The sequence below is a fragment of the Bacteroidota bacterium genome (assembly GCA_016706255.1).
In the GTDB taxonomy this organism is placed as follows: Bacteria; Bacteroidota; Bacteroidia; order Chitinophagales; family BACL12; genus UBA7236.
In genome coordinates this window covers 163,377-182,138 of sequence record JADJJZ010000030.1, presented here as the reverse complement: position 1 = coordinate 182,138, position 18,762 = coordinate 163,377, and the positions used below count along the sequence as shown (strand labels likewise).

General features: G+C 36.4%; 17 protein-coding genes. 5 read left to right on the top strand and 12 right to left on the bottom strand.

Translation table 11 applies throughout. The annotated features are described in order from the left end of the window. The first annotated feature begins 180 nt into the window (after positions 1-180). A complete protein-coding gene (gene nadA / locus IPI65_23305) occupies positions 181-1,194 on the top strand; it encodes a quinolinate synthase NadA (GenBank protein ID MBK7444361.1) in 1,014 nt (337 codons plus the stop codon). 6 nt (positions 1,195-1,200) lie between these two features. Here the strand turns inward: nadA and IPI65_23300 are convergent, their stop codons facing one another. The 9 genes from IPI65_23300 to IPI65_23260 form a co-directional block, all read right to left on the bottom strand. Beyond that, complete coding sequence (locus tag IPI65_23300; protein ID MBK7444360.1) at positions 1,201-1,515, bottom strand: helix-turn-helix transcriptional regulator; 315 nt, start codon at positions 1,513-1,515, stop codon at positions 1,201-1,203. Between the two features lies 1 nt (position 1,516). Continuing rightward, a complete protein-coding gene (locus tag IPI65_23295) occupies positions 1,517-1,852 on the bottom strand; it encodes a helix-turn-helix transcriptional regulator (GenBank protein ID MBK7444359.1) in 336 nt (111 codons plus the stop codon). Positions 1,853-1,941: 89 nt separating this feature from the next. Beyond that, complete coding sequence (tsaB, locus tag IPI65_23290; protein MBK7444358.1) at positions 1,942-2,631, bottom strand: tRNA (adenosine(37)-N6)-threonylcarbamoyltransferase complex dimerization subunit type 1 TsaB; 690 nt, start codon at positions 2,629-2,631, stop codon at positions 1,942-1,944. Continuing rightward, on the bottom strand, positions 2,632-4,302 hold the full coding sequence (locus tag IPI65_23285; GenBank protein MBK7444357.1) for a M28 family peptidase: 1,671 nt from the start codon (positions 4,300-4,302) through the stop codon (positions 2,632-2,634). It lies immediately after the preceding gene. A gap of 184 nt (positions 4,303-4,486) precedes the next feature. After that, entirely contained in the window at positions 4,487-6,172 is a 1,686-nt protein-coding gene (locus IPI65_23280) for a S41 family peptidase (GenBank protein ID MBK7444356.1), read from the bottom strand. Between the two features lie 18 nt (positions 6,173-6,190). Further along, positions 6,191-6,421 carry a membrane protein insertion efficiency factor YidD gene (gene yidD / locus IPI65_23275; GenBank protein ID MBK7444355.1) on the bottom strand — a complete coding sequence of 77 codons (231 nt, stop codon included), beginning with the start codon at positions 6,419-6,421 and terminating at the stop codon, positions 6,191-6,193. A 44-nt stretch (positions 6,422-6,465) separates the two neighbouring features. Then, positions 6,466-6,849 carry a ribonuclease P protein component gene (locus tag IPI65_23270; protein ID MBK7444354.1) on the bottom strand — a complete coding sequence of 128 codons (384 nt, stop codon included), beginning with the start codon at positions 6,847-6,849 and terminating at the stop codon, positions 6,466-6,468. A gap of 34 nt (positions 6,850-6,883) precedes the next feature. Next, positions 6,884-7,042: a 50S ribosomal protein L34 gene (rpmH, locus tag IPI65_23265; GenBank protein MBK7444353.1), complete on the bottom strand. Its 159-nt coding sequence runs from the start codon at positions 7,040-7,042 to the stop codon at positions 6,884-6,886. A 241-nt stretch (positions 7,043-7,283) separates the two neighbouring features. Beyond that, a complete protein-coding gene (locus IPI65_23260) occupies positions 7,284-9,149 on the bottom strand; it encodes a gliding motility-associated C-terminal domain-containing protein (GenBank protein ID MBK7444352.1) in 1,866 nt (621 codons plus the stop codon). 175 nt (positions 9,150-9,324) lie between these two features. Between IPI65_23260 and IPI65_23255 the strand changes: the two genes are divergently transcribed. After that, complete coding sequence (locus IPI65_23255; GenBank protein ID MBK7444351.1) at positions 9,325-9,510, top strand: hypothetical protein; 186 nt, start codon at positions 9,325-9,327, stop codon at positions 9,508-9,510. A gap of 191 nt (positions 9,511-9,701) precedes the next feature. Here the strand turns inward: IPI65_23255 and IPI65_23250 are convergent, their stop codons facing one another. Both IPI65_23250 and mnmG read right to left on the bottom strand, forming a co-directional pair. Beyond that, complete coding sequence (locus IPI65_23250) at positions 9,702-11,348, bottom strand: Ig-like domain-containing protein (GenBank protein MBK7444350.1); 1,647 nt, start codon at positions 11,346-11,348, stop codon at positions 9,702-9,704. Between the two features lie 119 nt (positions 11,349-11,467). Beyond that, positions 11,468-13,330: a tRNA uridine-5-carboxymethylaminomethyl(34) synthesis enzyme MnmG gene (gene mnmG, locus IPI65_23245; GenBank protein MBK7444349.1), complete on the bottom strand. Its 1,863-nt coding sequence runs from the start codon at positions 13,328-13,330 to the stop codon at positions 11,468-11,470. Positions 13,331-13,722: 392 nt separating this feature from the next. Between mnmG and IPI65_23240 the strand changes: the two genes are divergently transcribed. Next, positions 13,723-14,814 (top strand): fibronectin type III domain-containing protein, encoded by a 1,092-nt coding sequence (locus IPI65_23240; GenBank protein ID MBK7444348.1) that lies wholly within the window; start codon positions 13,723-13,725, stop codon positions 14,812-14,814. A gap of 232 nt (positions 14,815-15,046) precedes the next feature. Beyond that, positions 15,047-16,741: a T9SS type A sorting domain-containing protein gene (locus tag IPI65_23235; protein MBK7444347.1), complete on the top strand. Its 1,695-nt coding sequence runs from the start codon at positions 15,047-15,049 to the stop codon at positions 16,739-16,741. Between the two features lie 243 nt (positions 16,742-16,984). On the opposite strand, the gene IPI65_23230 is transcribed toward IPI65_23235, so the two are convergent. Then, entirely contained in the window at positions 16,985-18,217 is a 1,233-nt protein-coding gene (locus IPI65_23230) for a T9SS type A sorting domain-containing protein (GenBank protein MBK7444346.1), read from the bottom strand. Positions 18,218-18,396: 179 nt separating this feature from the next. On the opposite strand from IPI65_23230, the gene IPI65_23225 reads away from it, so the two are divergent. Beyond that, a complete protein-coding gene (locus IPI65_23225) occupies positions 18,397-18,750 on the top strand; it encodes a DUF1801 domain-containing protein (GenBank protein MBK7444345.1) in 354 nt (117 codons plus the stop codon). The last annotated feature ends 12 nt before the right edge of the window (positions 18,751-18,762 follow it).

Genomic DNA, 18,762 nt, shown 5'->3' with positions numbered 1-18,762 from the left:
TACCAACAGAATGTGTATTAAAGGCAAAATGCCCGTTGTTATTTAGTTGTCATTGTTAGTTATATGTTAATTTAGTGGTTATAATTATGGAAAACCATTATATCAAGAATGTGATTAAGTACTTATCAACGAATACACAGCACTGATGATGAATCTTTATTTAATTTAAAAAATAACATCATGATCATTAAGGGGGAAAAGGATGTGGATAATGCCGTTTTAGAACGGACCGGATTTATAGATAGTCCGATAGATCCACAGTTAGATTTGTTTGAGGAAATAAAAAAACTCAAAAAAGAAAAAAATGCTGTTATTCTGGCGCATTACTACCAGGAGTCTGATATTCAGGATATTGCAGATTATATCGGTGATAGTTTAGGCCTTGCACAAAATGCAGCAAAAACCGAAGCCGACCTTATTGTGTTTGCAGGCGTGCACTTTATGGCAGAAACCGCTAAAATCCTCAATCCCCACAAAAAAGTGATTATGCCCGATTCTAAAGCGGGTTGCTCATTGGCTGACAGTTGTCCTCCTTTTTTGTTTAAAAAGTTTATTGACGCCCATCCCGGCCACACTGTCATCAGTTATATCAACTGCACAGCAGAAATAAAAGCGTTGAGCGATATAATCTGCACAAGTAGCAATGCAGTTAAAATTGTAGAAAGTGTTCCAGCCGATCAACCCATAATTTTTGCACCGGATAAAAACCTCGGAAGATATATCGAGAAAAAAACCGGAAGAAAAATGGTTTTATGGGATGGCAGTTGTATGGTGCACGAAATATTTTCGCTGGAAAAAATTACTAAACTCAAACATCGTCACCCAAACGCAAAAGTTATAGCACATCCTGAATGTGAAGAACCCGTTTTAGCCGTTGCCGATTATATTGGCAGTACAACCGGTTTATTAAAATATGCTACAACCGATAGTGCAAATGAATTTATTGTTGTTACCGAAACAGGTATCATCCATCAATTGCAAAAAAATAGTCCTGAAAAAACTTTTATTCCTGCACCACCTGATAATTTATGTGCTTGTAATGATTGTCCGCACATGAAAAGAAATACATTAGAAAAATTATACAACTGTATGCTATATGAATTGCCGGAAATAAATATTAATGAACCAACAATTTCTATGGCAAGAAAATCTATTCAACGCATGTTGGATATTTCTGCAGCTGCAGGTTTGTAAATAATATTATTTTTTAAAATTTTCCAGCAGTGTATTAATATACCTTATGGTATCGTAGTTGATGGAATAATAAATAAATTTTCCATCTCTGGATGTTATTACCAGATTAGAAGCACGTAAAATATTTAATTGTTGCGAAGCAATACTCTGGTCGATATTTAAATTGGTATAAATACTATGCACGTTTACCGGCTTATGTTTATCTATATAAGCAATTATTTTTAATCGCAGCGGATGCGCAATGGCGCGAAGCATGATGCCTGCACTGTGCAGCTCACCGCTTTCAACATTATTAAAAACGATAATGCTTTGTTTTGCCATTTTATTTTGCCAGTTCTTTAATTAAGTTACCAATTTCAGCAAGCCTTTCGTGATTAAGGGAGTAATAAATAAATTTTCCCGTTCGTTTGCTGACTACCACACCACTTCTTCTTAATATAGAAAGATGTTGCGATGCAATACTTTGCTCTATACGTAATTTAATGTAGATTTCAGTAACTGTTAAACGCGGAGATTCTTCCAGCATTTTTATAATCTGCTGTCGAAGTTTATGGTCAACCGACCGAATTACCAAAACGGTTCTTCGGAGTGTGTTGTATTCAACTTTAATTTCTCCTCCTTTTTCAGGAGTTAGTTTAATGGAATTTATAGCGGGCATAAGGATAATTTACCGGTTGTCGTTACCCACGTGGCGTTCTGTTATCAAAACTAATCATTAAGCACTGAAAAAACAAACTAAAATTGCAGCTAGGCCTTTTTTATTTTTTGAGTAGTATAAAATTCTTTGATATATAAAGGTTCGAAATATGCAATATTTTCAAAATTTCCATTTAAAAATTGACGATTTGCTAAAAAATGCATGCTTGTTGAAGTTTGTATGAAATCATCATAAAATATCGCATGCGCATGGTTTAACAGCTGTTTACATTTATTTAACCCTGTTCCAAAGAAAACGATGCGGTTTTTTTCCAGCATATCCTCCAATAAATGGCCTTCATTAACAATATAAGCCTGCTGGGGGACTAAAATTGAACCGGACGGGTTGGCAATCAAAGTGTATACTTCCATTCGCCTTGCGTCTATTAGAGGGCAAAAAAGCACATCTTCGCCTTTAAACTTGTCTTTTATCCCATAAACCATACTTTCCAGCGAATTAACAGAAATAAGGGGAATGTTAAGCGCCTGACAAATACCTTTTGCGGTTGAAACACCTATACGCAGGCCGGTATATGAGCCGGGACCGGAACTTACGGCTACTGCATCCATTATTTTGAGCGGGATAGCGGCGCTACCGCATACTTTTTCGATTAGGAGCGTCAAATGCCCAATATGATCGTTAACAGCTGTGGCAGTTTCTTCACTTACACCAATGCCATCAACTGCAATACTTACACTGCAATAAGCTGCAGAGGTTTCTATATGTAATATTTTTGCCAATTAAAATTTAACCTCCAGTTGAAGTGTTTCTTTATCGCGAATAATGGTAACAATTGTGGTTTCTCCTTTACTAAATTTACCCAATGCGGTCATGTAACCCATCATATCTACTACATCATATTCGCCTAATTTAATTACAATGTCCCCTGCTTTTAATCCTGCAACACTTGCCGGTTTGCCATCCGTAACACCATCAATGCGCATACCTTTTTCGGCAAATGCATAATCAGGAATTACACCCAGTGTTACTTTAAAACGTGGGGTATTTTCGTTGTTTTCTTCTTTTGTTTTTGTGAAATTAATTTTCCCGGCACTATTTAATGAATCAATTAATACATAACTAAAATCCAATACATCAACTATGCCTTCGTAATTAATTAAATTAGCATCATCGGTTGGTTTATGGTAATCGTTATGTGAGCCGGTAAAAAAATGTAAAACAGGAATATCTTTTAAATAAAATGAAGTTTGATCACTTGGTCCTATTCCTGATTCAGTAGTTTTTAATTTTAAATCATCTATTTTAATATTTTGCAATAAACGCCAGTTTGTGCTGCTGCCAACACCATTAATTATTATTGTTTTAGATGTATCTAATCGCCCAACCATATCATAATTGAGCATATAATTAATGCTGTAGTTATTTACTAGGGTAGATGCCACGAAAGCTTTGCTGCCAAAGAGTCCCATCTCCTCACCACTAAATGCGATAAACAAATAATTATTGTTTTTATAATCTGATGTGGCTATTTTTTTTGCCAATTCAATTATTAATGCAACACCGCTCGCATTGTCATCAGCACCATTGTGAATGGCAGGTGCTCCTCTGTATAACGAACCTTCAATTTCGCCGTGACCAAGGTGATCGTAATGTGCACCAATTACAATAGTATTTACAGCACCATTATCAATATACCCCAATACATTATGTCCGGTTTTTACCACAGGATTTAATTCAGCGGAAATAGTTATTTCGTTTTTATAGGATAATAATTTTGCTGCAACCGTTTTACTGATTATGATTACCGGAATATTTTCTGCTGTAATTGTTCTGCGATAATCTTGAGTAGGAACATCATAATTTTCATCTTCATTATAAAATAATACTGCCGTTGCACCTTGTTCAACTGCTGATTTTATTTTTAAACGTTCATCATTAAAATCAACATACTTAGAATGTGGATGTGTACCATCAGGCGATGAAAATTTTATGATTACAATTTTCCCTTTTACATCAATTCCGGTATAGTCGTTATAATCTAATGTAGGTGCAATAATTCCAAAACCCGCTGCAACAACTTTTCCAGTTACAATGCCGTTTGCCGACATCGGATGCGGATAGGTTTCAGCGATATTATCGAAAGTTTCTCCTGCTTTAATATAGTTATTTGGGCCAAGTGCTTTTCCCGCATGGGCATCAAAGGCTTGTAAGTACGTATTGTTATCACCAGCCGGTTTAAGGTTAATAGCTTTAAAGGCTTTGGCTATATAATCAGATGCCAGGGCCTCTCCTTTGCTACCTGTTGCTCTTCCTTCCAGTTTATCGTCAGCCAGATAGGTAATATGTTGCTCTAATGCACTTTTAATGGTGGTTTGACCTGATACCACACCAAAACTTGCCAAGAGAACAAGTAATACCCAAAAACGATATGTTCGAATTACTGTAAACATGATTTAAATCTAATTTTTCGCAAAATAACTAATAATTCACCTCAATACGTGTGATTTATGTTTCAGTGAAGGAAAACATATTAATAAAAAAGTATATGCATAGGGTTATAATGCATACTGAATAAGGGTTTTAGCAATATTTGATTCCTTTCATCCCGGATAAATTACCTACCGCAGATGAAATTTATTGTTTAGGAATAAGCAGCTCCTGATACGTTTTTGCATCTTTTAAAACGGCCACCGCCTTTTGAATTTCCTTATCCTGATCGAAGTTGGCCTCTATGCGACCATCTTCATTATAGTAGCGGGCAACAATTTCTGCGTTGAGTTCGGCTAAAATTTCATCCTTAAACTTATATAAGTCTTTTTCCTTATCGTGATTAATTTTCGTTTTTAGGCTGGCAATATCATCTTTTACAGCATCGTAATAAGCATCTTCTTTTGCACTTTCTTCCAGATATTCCAAATCTTTTTCCGTTGCAGTAGTATAATCATATTCTTTATCGCGCAGCCAGGTTACAAATGCATCATATTCTTTGTCGCTCATTGAAAATGTTTTTGCATCTCCAATAGTAGGATGTTCAAAGTGATATAAAGTAGCGTAATTAAAGATTAAATTTTTGCGAATTAAGCTGATGGTGATATCGCGGTAACTTTCGCGTTCAACTTTTACATCCGGATCAATTCCACCACCATCATAAACAGTTCTTCCACTTTTAGTTTTGAAAGCTGTTTTTAATGAGTCAGGTAATTTACCCACGCTGCCATCCGGATTACGATGCGTATAATCTAAAGCCTGAATACATCTCCCACTGGGAATATAATATTTAGCTGTTGTTAATTTTAATTTCGTGTTGTATGAAATATCACGTGTAGTTTGCACTAATCCTTTTCCAAAACTTTTTTCTCCAAGTATTACACCGCGGTCATAATCCTGAATAGTTCCCGCAACAATTTCTGATGCAGATGCTGAAGAACTGTTTGTTAAAACAACTAAACTTATTTTACTGTCGATTGCACTGTTTAAAGTATTAAATGTTTTATCCCATTCTTTTACTTTACCCAATGTGCTGCATACTGCTTCACCTTTATTAATAAATACATTCGATACATTAACAGCTTCGCGCAAAAGTCCGCCCGGGTTACCTCTTAAATCTAAAATTAAACCATTCATGTTCGGATTAATTTTTTTCAATTCTTTAACAGCATTACCAACGTTTAAACCTGCGTCTTCAGTAAATTGTGAGAGAATGATATAACCAATACCCTCTTCCACAAAACCATAGTATGGCACATTATGTACATCAATATCTTCGCGGGTAACAACTACATCAAATGTTTTTTCTACAAATGGGCGATTTACTTTTAATGTTAAAGTTGTTCCCGGAGAACCGCGTAATAAATCGGTAATTTCATCATCATTTACATCTGATAATTTTTTACCATCAATTTCTAAAATAATATCACCGGGAATTAATCCTGCTTTTTCCGCAGCAAATCCTTCAAAACATTCTATTACAGTTTGTTTTCCTTCTATTGGACGAATACTTGCGCCAATACCACCATAATTTCCTGTAATTTGAAATTTATATCCTTCTAATTCTGCTTCAGAAATATAATTTGTGTAAGGATCTAAACTTTCCAGCATGGCATCAATTCCGGTGCGCATTAATTTATTCGGATCAACATCATCCACATAATAAGTATTTAATTCTTTATATACAGAAGTAAATATGTCGATGTTTTTTCCAACTTCAAATAAATCGGCACCGGTTGCTGCCGTAGTAATTATAAATACAGAACTAATTGCAGTTGCGGTAATTATGAGTTTACCTTTTGCTGACTGATAAAATGTTTTTAAACGCTGCATACTATTATTCGTTTTTATTTATGGAACCGGGTCATGTCCGTGTCCGCCCCAGGGGTGACATCTTGCAATTCTTTTTAAACCTAACCACGTTCCTTTTATTGGACCATATTTTGTAATTGCCTGCACCATGTAATGACTACAGGTTGGTGTATAGCGACATGAGTTAGGTAAAATGGGAGATATTAAGAGCTGATATATTTTTACCGGCAATATTAAAATCCATCCAAAAAACCTGCTGATATATTTCATGTAATTAATACACTGTATTACTAAACGTTATTATTTATAATATCTTATATCCGTTTAATAAGTTCGGATAAAGCTACTTTGATTTTAGACTCGATGTCGTTAAAAGATGTTATTTTTTTTTCGTTGTATAAAATTGCCAGTGCGAGTTGTTTGTTGGCAGATATTAATTTTTGGTATAAGGGTAATTTATTCACCCGATAAGCTTCTTTTATACGCCTTTTAATTAGGTTACGATCGGTTGCTTTGGCGAATTTCCTTTTTGATACAGTTGCTAAAACCTGAACAGGAACAGCTTCCGGTAGTGTAGTAATTTGATAATAAATAAGGAAGGGTGGGCTCAAAAAACTTTGCCCCGCTTCAAAAAGCGAGGCAATAAGTTGTTCTCTGCCAAGTCGTTCGGACTTGCTGAGGGTGGCTCTTGAAAACATACGCGTAGCGCCGCTTTCAGAACCTTCAGTTGGTTTATTTACCGATATTTCTTTCGTCAGAAACAGTCAATTTTTTACGTCCTTTACGGCGACGACGAGCTATAATTGCACGTCCGTCTTTAGTTGCCATACGCTCACGAAAACCGTGCTTATTTCTTCTTTTTTTTCTGGATGGTTGAAACGTCCTTTTCATCACTTACTATTTTGGGAATGCAAAGATAGGAAAATTTTGAGAAATTCACAATGTGTTAACAAATAAAATTCTACTCGATTAAGCCCGCTGCCACAGGCCTTTGAATTACCATAAATCGGTAACAATTCAGTTTTAATTACCAGCTCCTGATGTTCTGTGAAATAGAAATACGGTAGCGGCTTAAAATCTCATTGCCACTAAGTCTACACAATAATGCATCTATTATTTTATAATATATATATTAACGCACTAAAGTCAGGTTTCCCGAACCGGTAAATGCTTCGCCATTGTTGAACGATGCACTTACCTGATAAATATAAGTACCCATTTCCTGTGGCTCGTTATTAAATGTTCCATCCCAACCGTGAACAGGGTCAAAAACATTGGTTTCAAACACTAATTGGCCATAGCGGTTAAAAATGGTAAAGTGATATTCCGTTACGTTATATGCAACTCCGGTAAATTCATCGTTAGTGCCATCTGCATTTGGCGAAAAAGCGTTGGGATAAAATACCTCAGGAACAAATTCAACAAAAATGGTAATGGTATCTATTGCCACACATCCCATATCGTCAACCACGGTTACTGTATATGTTGTAGTAGTGAAAGGAGCTACTGTTGCTGTAAAACAAGGTGCTTCACAAGGCACTTCCGGATCCCAGGTTACTGATTCTATTCCCGGTAAACTTGTTTCCAATGTTATAGTTGCTGTTTGACCAACAAAAATTGTATTGTCATCTGCAGTTAAATCTGCAGTTAATAATATTGGTTCATCAATTGAAAATGTAGCTTCATCGGTGCAGCCATTAGCATCTGTAACAACCACTGTGTAAGTTCCTGCGCCCAGGTTATCAAAGTCGGGAACAATTGTAGCAGCACCTCCATCTAAACTATAGCTATAAGGAATGGTACCACCGGTAACATCAATATGAACAGAACCTTCTTCATAATCAAAACAAGGATTGTCAACAATATCGGTTGCAGTTGCTACGAGCTCTTCAGGTTCATTAATAGTAAAAGTGTATTCTCTCAAACAACCACCGGCTTCAGTTACCGTAACGGTATAAGTACCGCCATCTAAACCGGAAACATGGTCAACACCGGTTTCGCCGCTGCTCCATTCATAAGTATAAGGTTCTAGTCCGCCATCAACAGTAACAGTTGCTGTTCCATTATCATCTCCCCCACAAGTAATATCTGTTGTTAAAACTTCAGTATCAAAAGCAGCACCCACTTCAACGGTTACATCATCAGTATAAACTGTTCCGTCGCATAAAGTTTGAACTACAGTATAGGTAGTTGTAACATCCGGTGCTACATCAACAACTTGACCGTTACCAATTAACACACCATCTTCATCAAACCACTCAACAATACTGGTATACCAACGCCATGATTCATCGTGTGCTTCCCATTCTGTTGCATTTCTGTCTTCAACAGTAAAGGCTATTGAACCATTTTGATTAATTAAACCATGTGTTGCAACGCCAAGATCCCATTCCGGGCAAACCATTACATCTGTAAAATGGTTATCAATAAAATTTGATGTTTCATGTAATATAATTTGGAAAGTACCTGCTTCATCTGTGCAAGAAAATAATGGCACTTCATCCCAGGTTACTAATAAACGTTGGTTCGGAGCAACACCAACTGTTTCATAATGAATACATTCGGTACACAAGCCGGTATGCCAGTCGGTCCAAGGTCCAAAAATTGCTGCTTTCGGAACATCTGCAGCCATATCAGGAATAGGACCATCGGGCGTCCAGTTGCCTGTCCATCCAAAGTCCGGCTCTAAAAAACTAATCCAACCATTTGAGCATAAATAAAACTCATCATATTCTTCTCCGAAATAACAAAATGAAAATCCTATTGGAAACGGACCGATATACGTATCATCAACCATGGTAATAGCTTCACCACCAATTGGTTCCGGTGCGTAGTCCAGGTTTTGATAACTATAACAATCGCCACAAAAATCAATTAAGGTTGAACCCAATTGTAATTCATCGCCCGGACAAATACTCGTATCCGGATAGGCTGTTATTTGTGCATTTATAAATGTTGCTGAAATCAGGAAGAGGAGTAAGGTATAACAATGCTTCATAATGCTTTGAAATTTAGATTGTTAATTTCGAAATAAAGATAATAAATTTTTACACTGTCTTTTCTGCTGTATAATCGTCAAAATAATGTGAAAAGCTTTGCTGCGTTAAAGTTTTATAAAATGCAACATTTGTATAATTAACCCGTTAAGAGAATATAATTACAAAGAAATGACGATGCTTGAATACTGCAAAATGATCCTTGAAAAGGTAAGTTTTGATATGAGTTTATTCCGTATTGAGTTGACTAAAGCGCTCACTCAATTAGTTGATGATGAAATTACGGAATTAAAAAAATGGTGTATCACCCGTTTTGGTATAAATTATTGCCGAACGGCGGCTCCGGAAATTGCATTGGACTGATTCCGTTTTTGGGCTATTTTCTCCGAATTAATTTTCAAAAAGCTTAAATTTTCGCGTTTATTTTGATTTTAAACGATGCAACTTCTTTTTGATAGTCCAGGTCGAAAAAATGAAAATCTTTTAACAGCGTTTAAATATGAAAGCCGTTTTTTTCAGAAAAATATTTTTTTTTGGGGGAGATGGGAATGCGTTTAAAAAATTTCCCAATCGATTTCATTTTCCCAATTTGCCCTTAAATTTTGATCTACCGGAAAAAATAATACGGTTTCGGGAAGTTGTTTTGTAGCTAAATTACCGGGCGTCCATTTACCATTTCCATCAGCATCTATAATAACTCTGATTTTATAAACACCCGGCAATAAATTTAATTGTTTCACAAGAAACGTTTTATCCGGATTTTCAAATAATGTTTTGGAGAGATATCGTTCGTCTAAAATTGTTAAATCGAATTTCATTAACTGAAATATCAGGTTGCTGTTACTATTGTTTTTTATGGTTGTAGACAAAGTTGCATAAGCATCTACTTTCCTGGTTTGAATCATTAATGTATCACCGATATTAGTTAAACCAAAAATATCTTTTGTGCTTTTTGCTGCTATGATAATATTATACGGTGTACCCGGTAACCAGTCGTATTGAATATATACTTTTCTGGCATCAAGCGAATCAATTGTAATAGTTGCGGTTGTTAATGCAACACTATCTTTAAAAACCTGAATGGCATTTGGTGTAATTGATTTAATAGGATTATAAAAATTTAATTGCACAGTTCGACCCGGATCCCAGTCGGCGCGAGCGTTTGCATCGGCGCCTTTGCTGATACTACTAACATTACCGGTAAATGTATTTGTCTGTTTGTAGAAATTTGAATCTTTGGGAAAAGATTTAATTTCTACCATTCGGTTTATTACAGAAGTATCAAATGATATTGTTAACTGATGTGTATCTAATAAGTAATTTGTTTTCCAAAAGAGGATGGTATCGTTGGTTTTATTTCGGGAAAAGTATTCTGAAGAAGTATCGCTTCCGGTAAATGTTATGTTTGTAGCGGATGTATTTTTTGCAAATATTAATCGTGTTTGTCCGTAGCGGGTAGATTTAATTTCTTGTAAATTCTGCAGTGTTTTATCCTCCGAAAAGAGTTGCAATTTCTGATTGCTGATATTACTGTCTATTTGAATTGTTGATGTTTGAAATGCAATTTTCTCATTTGGTAAATCGTAATAATAATTAAAGTTCTGATCTTCTATAGCATATAAATTATAGTTACCGGCTTTGATATTATTAATCGTAAAGTTTCCGGTATTATCTGTTTTAGCAAAATAATACGGTTTTGTTTTTGTGAAGGAAGTATCCGTTGGTTCGTAATATAAAACAACATATGCTTTTGTTGCCGGCGCCGCAGTTAATAAATCTGTAACCTTTCCGCTTACTTTTAGTGAGTCAATAAAAGCACCGGTTGAAAAAACATAGGTAAAATTTTCCAGTGCATTTCCTTCAGTAATATCTTTTATCGCCTGACCGAAATTTATGGTATAAGTTGTTGCAGGTTTTAATTCTGAATTTAAATTGATGGTAACCGTTTTGCCTTTTAATTTAATTTCTGGAGTTGCATCTAAAGGGGGAGAAATAATTACCTGATTAAATACATCATTTAATTGAACATACTCATCGAATACTAAAGTAATTTGTTGTGCATCAAAAAACACGGTTGCGGAATCCGGTTCGTAATCTAATACCACCGGCGGTGTGGTATCTTTTTTACCTCCGGTTGGCGTAACCTGATTTGCACAACTTGCAAAAATTAAACTTATTAATAAACAGAGTAGTAATCGCATTGAGTTGGCAAAGATATGATGTGCTTTAAGTTAAATGTTAGTTTGGAGGTAATATTATAGCGAAATTCAGGCCAGAAAAATAACAAATAAATTGATGTAATATATTGATAATCAATTAGTTATCTACCAATATGAATCATTAAAACAGCGATATCACTTGGTGAAACACCACTAATTCTGCTTGCCTGGCCTAATGTTTTAGGTTTTATTTTACTGAGCTTCTCTCTTGCTTCAGATGAAATGGAATGCAGCTGATGATAATCGATAGCATCATGAATAATAATATTTTCAAGACGCAACATTTTATCTACCAGTTCTTTTTCTTTAGCAATATACCCTTCGTATTTAATACTGATTTCCGCTTGCTCTCTGAATTCGGTTTCATAATTAAGTAACTCAGCATCAACTGCGGCGTTTAATCCGATCAGGTCGTTTAACCCAATATGTGGTCTGCTCAATAATTGAGCAACTTTAGTTTTTTGTTTAATTGTTGTTGAGCCTTTCGATTCGAGCATGCCATTCACCTGATCAGGATCAACAGATAAATCACGGAGGAATGCGATGAGTTTTGCTGTAGCAGCAATTTTTTCATTTACACGTTTTAACCTTTCATCGCTGGCTAAACCAATGTCATGCGATTTTTTAGTCAGTCGAATATCAGCATTATCTTGTCTGAGCAATACTCGATACTCAGCTCTGGAGGTAAACATCCTATAAGGTTCTTCAGTACCTTTATTTATCAGATCATCAACCAGCACACCGATATAACCTTCACTTCTGTCTATTTCAAAAGGTGCTTTTTCTGCTACTGATAAGGCGGCGTTGATACCTGCCATAAGTCCCTGACAAGCAGCTTCTTCATACCCTGTAGTCCCATTAATTTGACCCGCGAAAAACAGGTTTTTAATCAGCTTGGTTTCCAGTGTATGTGTCAATTGCATAGGAGGGAAGTAATCATATTCAATAGCATACCCAGGTCTGAACATCTTTACATTTTCGAAACCTTTAATCTTTTTGAGGGCTGCATACTGCACTTCTTCGGGCAGACTGGTAGAAAATCCATTGATATAAACCTCAACCGTATTCCATCCTTCCGGTTCAACAAATATTTGGTGACGTTCTTTACTTGCGAAGCGGTCAATTTTATCTTCTATACTAGGACAATACCTTGGTCCCGGACCTTTAATTCTACCCGAATACATTGGACTGCGGTCGAAGCCTGTTCTTAATACATCATGAACGGCTTCCGAAGTGTATGTAATCCAGCAACTACGTTGAGTTGCCAGCGGTTTTGTATCGGTATAGGAAAACTTCTGTGGTATTGCATCACCCAGCTGTTCTTCCATTAAAGTATAATCTAAACTTCTTCCATCTACCCTTGGCGGTGTTCCGGTTTTCATTCTGCCGCTTTCGAAACCGAGGTTGATGAGTTGTTCGGTTATGCCTGTCGCAGCTTTCTCAGCCACCCTGCCACCACCAAAGTTTTTCTCACCAATATGTATTAGGCCATTGAGAAAGGTGCCATTTGTAAGAACAACTGCTTTAGAAGGTATTTCCATTCCTAGGCTTGTTCTAACACCTGCTATTCTCCCATCTTTAATCAATAAACCCGCAACGGTATCTTGCCAGAAATCTACATTTGGGCTTTGTTCCAGCATGTATCTCCATTCCGCGGCAAATAGCATTCTATCACTTTGAGCTCTCGGGCTCCACATAGCAGGACCTTTACTCAAGTTCAACATCCTGAACTGAATAGCTGATTTATCTGTCACTATACCCGAATACCCACCAATTGCATCAATTTCCCTAACAATCTGACCTTTCGCAACCCCACCCATTGCAGGATTACAACTCATTTGTGCAATGGTTTGCATGTTCATGGTAACGAGCATCACCTTTGCTCCCATATTGGAAGCAGCGGCAGCGGCTTCACATCCGGCATGACCGGCACCCACAACTATAACATCATATTGATTGAACATCGTTTGCAAAGATAAATAAGAAGTACTGGATTAAAGTTCCACACATGGAACGCAGAACCCGGCGGGGCGGGTCGCGGATTTTTGCTGATTGGGGCTGATTTTTTTGTTTGAATGTTCCACGTGGAACACATGCAACGCAGAACCCGGCGGGGCGGGTCGCGGATTTTAGTGGATGGACGCGGATTTTTGTACGATCTATAATAGATGGATGATATTGGGTGTTCCCCGTGTTCCACGTGGAACGTTATAATGGAACACAGGTTGAACGGATTAAACGGATTGGGACGGATTTTTTATTGTTTCACGTGGAACGTTAGTACGGATTCAAAAAAGGGGTTGCATGGTTTCTATTGATTTATTTTATTATTTTTGAAATACCCAAAAGTTAAACCATGAGAGCAATTACGAATAAGAAACTTGGCGCTTACCATTTATTTGCTGCAGCATTTTTACCAATCGCGGGATCGGGGCAGGTTGTGGTTACTGATTATGACCCGGATATTATGGTCTATGATGGGCCGTTTCCGGCGCCGGATGAGGTGTTTTTGGATGTTGATGGTAATGGCGCTGATGATTTTAGGATTGAGGCAGTATATTATGATTGGACGACCTTTGCCGGAGAGTTTGGGTATTTTAGTATTGAGCCCTTGGGAGAAAATGGTGTGCTGTTTTACACGGGAACGTTTACACAATATTGTTTTGGAGCAGGAACTAACGTTGTAGATATTAATATGGCACAAGAGCTTGAATTGGGTGCATTTATTGGCGTTGGCCTTGCAACAATTGAAGCGCCGGTTTTTATTAATAATTGGCAAATTGATAGCGGAGGCGCATGTAGCACAGTATTTAATTTGGGAGGATTTTCAAGTGGCGACACCTATGTAGGATTTGTACTTAAAAATGGTGCAGCAGAGAATTATGGATGGATGCGCATAAAAACAGTTACTTACGGATTTGAAAACATGACCATACTTTCTTCAGCAATTAATTTGACTGAAGGCGCGCCTATTTTAGCGGGATTACCTGTCGATTGTTTTGCTCCTATTCCGCTTCCAACAGCTGCAATTACAGCAACAACCGCAAAAATAAAATGGTCGCCAATGGTTGATGTCGATCATTTTGAATTGCAATATCGACCGGTTGGCGCCGCGGATTGGACAACAAAAATTGTATCGGGTGTAAAATCGTTTAGAAAAGTTGCGGGACTCGCCTGTTCAACACCATATGAATGGCAAATTAGGTCGATTTGTGTTGGTGGAGATGTTTCAGAATATGCTGATATTCAGGCATTTACAACTGAATCGTGTAGAATTTCGGATGAAACTGAATTAGAGAATGAGTATATTGAAATTTATACAGCCGCCGGTGAAATTTTTATAAATATTACTAAAGATATTTGTAGTCCCCTAATTCAACCTGATTTGATGGCGGGAGTTTATGTTGTTAAGGTTGGTAGCGCAATGGTGGAAGTTGTGATTTTGTAAAAACGAATACGGTTAAAAATCTTTTATCGCATTTAAACTTGGTAGAAATCTTAAAGAAATGTTTGACCCCATTAATAATTATTATCTCTCACAACCGGAACCCAACCAAAGTAACCTGTTAAGAGCAATGGGGCAATTTTACTACTCTAAGTTGTTGTTTATTTATAAATTTGTTTGTATTATTTATTAATATTCATAGTCCCCAAACATTCCGCCCAGCATGTTACACAATATGAAACGATTGATACTTTATAGGCTGAACGCAAGCCATAATAATGGTAAGCGCCATATTATTTCCGTCATCTCATTCGGCCCTCAATGCTGCAGAAAACCACAGCAGGGTATTCAAAACACATTGAAAGAAGGCAAATTGCTGTTTACCATTTTTGTGCTATTAATTAGTAATGTATTTAATTGTTACAGCCAAGATGGGGTAATGGATAATACATTTGGTGAACAAGGAGTTGTAAATTCAGAAATTGAAGGTGATTTTGAAATTGCTACTGATATGATAATTGATTCAGAAGGAGCAATTTATATCACCGGATCGGAGAGAAGTGTAACAAGTAATTTAATAATTTCAAAAATTTTAGAAGACGGAGCGCCTGATATTAATTTTGGTTTAAATGGCGTTGTCGCAATACCGGGAAACGACAGCATATTCAGTAGAATAGGTGGTGCAATTGAGTTATTAGAGAGTGGTAAAATAGTAGTTGGCGGATGTGCAAATGGCTGGCCTAATTCATACGGATGTTTATATCAATTTTTACCTGATGGAACTATTGATACTTTATTTGGAACAAATGGTTGTGCTGTTTTGTATTCCGGCAATTATGATAGTGATAACATCAATTCAATTGCTATACAGAAAGATGGGAAAATTCTTTTTTGCGGATATAGCTACAATGAAACATACACCCATAGTTTCATTGTTGGGAGAGCATTACAAAATGGCATATTGGACACATCATTTGGTGACAATGGATTGATAATAACAAATTTCAGTGGCGGCAATTCCGTTGCAAAAAGTATAAAAATCATGTCGGATGGGAAACTACTTCTTGCCGGCATCAGCGACGGAAAATTCATATTTTATAAATTACATCCCGATGGTGAACCGGATTACAGTTTTGGTAATGCAGGAGTTGCTTTTGTGGAATTTAGTGATACGGTTTTACTCTCAGGATTTGACATATTGTCGACCGGACAAATAATTGCGGTGGGAACAATGGTAATTGAAAACCCGGCCTATTGTCAATACAGCCGACGAAAAATCGCAATGGCTATGTTGCAAAAGGATGGCACATTGGATCTTAGTTTTTCAGACAAAGGAACACTCTTATATAACTTTAATTCATGTACTGACAGAGCAGATAATGTTTTAGTGCAACCGGATGATAAAATTTTAGTTTGTGGAAACACCGGGGAAGCATCTTTATTAGACCCAACTCATTTATTTGCCATGCGACTTTTACCGACAGGAGATTTAGATACAATATTTGGCGAACAGGGTACCTTTCAAATGGAGCAGGACGAATTCAATAACACATCGGTAGCCATTGGGTTTCAACCTACCGGAAAAGCCATTATTGCCGGCACCTCTGTTGATAATATAAATAGTAAATCGAATTTTTATTTAACGAGAATAAACACAGGTGTTGCACCTGAAGATTTAATTCCCGCTCCATCTGAAAATAAAAATGCATCAATTTATATTAGTGAGAATATTATTTATTTATATCCGGCAATATATCCTTGCGAATTTTATTTATTCGATTTGCAGGGTAAAACTATAGTTCATTCAACTATTAATAGCAGCACTGCAAGTATATATTTAAACGAACTAACAGAAGGAATTTATTTTGGTGTTTTGAAAATGAATAATACCATACAAACTGCTAAATTATTTGTTGAACCACGGCGTTAATCTTTACAAATTAATTCGGATTAGTCAAAGGGTTTTTATAAAACGCGATTAATTCAATCCAATCGGAGCAACTACTTTTCTGCTAGCCCCGACAGAAGTGAAAACCCCGGCTCCGCAGGAACGGAGTTGAAACGGATGGCGGGTGAGGATGTAACTGGGATGGAGCATTTTGCTGCTCCAACAGGTTAAAAAATATGTGTTTTTTAAGAAAGCGTTATGGGGCAAAATCCATTTAAAAAAATGTTACAAAACAATTATCTGCGTTGTCGGATACTTGTGAGCGCCTTCAATTAATAAAAAATAACTACCGGATGATATAGCCGGCTCTGCGTTATTATATAAATATAATGGTATTTGATTTTTACCGTATGTAATAGGTATAAAATCAGATTGAAATATTTTTTTTCCGGTAATATTATATAATGTAAATTGCACCTCGTCTTCATGGTCCGAAATGAGATTGATATAGCTTATATGTGTTGCAGGATTTGGAAAAACAGATATTGTTGTTTGTTCGGGAATATTTTGTGGTTTTGGCATATAGTAATATGTTCTTATAGATTCCGCAAACCAATCGTTTAATCCTGTATGGTGATAGCTAATTGAAGTTTCTAAAAGACCTTCTGCATTATAATTATAAATATCCTTTAAATAAGGATAAAACACATTATCATCAGTCAAGCAATCTTCGATTGTTTTTTCTATTAAATGGTCGCTGCTATCATAATACCAAGTATTGCGTGAATTATTATAATATATATCCAAAGACGAGTTGTACATACCTTCAATAGCCGTGCTCAATAAGTTTCCGGAATAAGTGTAATGGTGATACCTTCTACTTATCCATGCAAGCTCGCCCTGATCCCGCTCAAAAGAGCTATCGCCAACACACTTGCCCTCAGCATTGTAATAATAATGGGTGCTGACCTCCAAGGCTCCCTGATAATTGATCATAGGATAAAAATAGGAACTGATTAGTTCCGCTGTTGCCTCCCAATTAGAAGAAAACAAGGTTTTTTTGTCAACAATTAATCGGCACATTTCATCATAATATAAATCATGTTTTTCAACTATAGTATCATTATAGAATGAGGTTTGTGTTTCTTCCGGCAATAAACAATAGTTATAACTGTATGTGATAGTTCTGTCTTCATCCTTATAAATTATAAGTTGCTGATTTTCACTATATTCGAAAGTTTCAAAATTGCTCATTTCGTAGTAGGCCTGGTCGCTAGAACTCCATGCATAAAATTTTGTTAATTCGGGATCACCATATGTATTATATTCATAATTGGTTATCAAATTGGGAAAAAAACCTATTGTATCGTCGGAATAATCAATACTCTGTTCCATGCTTGCCAACAACATATTGTCAGATCCGGCTTTTACAACAGGATAACTAATTTGAGCATTACTAATATTAAAATTAAAGATAAAGGCTACTACAAGTGTTACCGATTGAAACTGGCGAAACATAGGAATTTTATTTACAAAAACTAAGTTAATCCTATTTTGCTTCTAAAACAAGGACTTTCCTCCTGATCACCATCGGTAAATTGAAGGCAACTCTTAGTTGGGAGCGAAAACTTGCGTTTAGCAAAGAAACTGATAGAATTTTTAAAACGAACCACAAATTCGCCTAACTTTAACCAACAATGCACCCAAACGCCGACAACTATTTCCTATCACAACCGGAACCAACACAAAGTTGCTTGCTATCGTTGCGTGATTTGATTTTGGTGCAACATAAAAATATTTCACCCGAATGGAAATACGGTATGCCATTTTTTTATTACAAGGGAAAAATGTTGTGTTACTTGTGGACGAATAAAAAAACGGGACAACCTTATATTGGATTTGCTGATGGGAATAAAATGGATGTTCCGGAATTAATTCAGGAGAAACGTTCGCGGATGAAAATATTTATGGTGGATGCGGAAAAAGATTTGCCGGTGAAAAAAATTAAATTGTTATTGAAGGCTGCGATTGAAGTGCTTGAAAATAAATAAATACCTGTACAC